Here is a 1,164-nt window from a genome sequence, read left to right as displayed (position 1 = left end):
CGAGTTGAAGCTCCTTTTTGACTATTGCGATCAGTACGTAGGTGGAGACCGCACACCAGATTTGCGTCTTCACGGCGTTCTCGCTTGTGCCAAGGAATCGCTTGATGCGCAGGTGCTGTTTGATCCACTTGAAGAACAGTTCGACCTGCCAACGGTTCTTGTAGAGCGCGGTGATGGTCAAGGGCGGCATCGTCGTGTTGTTGGTCAGGAAGATCAGGTTCTTGCCAGATTCCGGATCCTTGAAACGGATGCGCCGCAAACGTTCTGGGTAGTCCTGCGAAGCGCGGAAACCGTTCAGGGCAATACTCTGATCGCAGATCACGCCCGTGCTCCGGTCGGTGGCGGTCGAGTAGACGCGGCGCGCGTTCATGTTGCTCTTGGCGCGCGTAACAAAGAAAGCACCCGCCTGATGCAGCTTGAAAAGTCGCGCGAAGTCCAGATAGCCGCGATCCATGACGTAAAACGCACCGGCTTCTATGGGCAGGAAATCGAGCACGCCCACCTCGTGCATCTTGCCGTCGCTGATGTGGATGAACGCGGGAATTGCGCCGCGCAAATCCAGCAGCGTATGCATCTTCACCGCTGCCTTGGTCGTGCGAAACGGCGCCCACTGGAACAAGGACAGGCACAAGTCGATCGTCGTGGCATCGAGCGCATAGACCGTCGCATCGAGGTCGATGTCCAGCGACTCGGTCGCGTAGAGCGCACGGGCACGGGTGATAAGCCGCATTGCCAGCGCATGATAGATACGCCAGTCTCGCAGGTTCAACGCGTCCGACAGGGTGGAGCGTGCCGGCACGTTCTTCAAACCCATATGAAACAGCTTGCTCTGATTCGCAGCGAGGTAGGCCTCGATGTCGCGCAGGGATTCGCGCCAGGTCAGCTGCGCGAAGGCCATGATGCGAAACAGATCCGCAAAACCGAGCGTGCGCACACCCGCGTCGCCGCGGTGTCGATCGATGATGCGGCCAAACGACTTCCACGGCACAAACTCCATAACTTGCGCAAACAGCGTCTTGCCCACGTTCATGCGCTACCCCGGGTCGTCGAAACCCTAAAGGATCGCAAATGCTGCTTTCGAAATTCAAATCGTGGACACCCTCGAAATCCTCGAACCCCGCGTCAACAGGCGCTCTCCAGCCTGCCGACCTCGAATAAACCGGA

General features: G+C 58.2%; 1 protein-coding gene. It reads right to left on the bottom strand.

The features are described from left to right. A partial coding sequence (locus EVC45_RS44780; protein ID WP_129964378.1) for an IS4 family transposase occupies window positions 1-1,030 on the bottom strand: 1,030 nt, incomplete at its 3' end. Window positions 1,031-1,164: the final 134 nt, after the last annotated feature.

It is taken from the genome of Paraburkholderia sp. UYCP14C (assembly GCF_004197395.1).
Lineage (GTDB): Bacteria > Pseudomonadota > Gammaproteobacteria > Burkholderiales > Burkholderiaceae > Paraburkholderia.
This window is presented reverse-complemented; position numbering and strand designations above follow the sequence as displayed.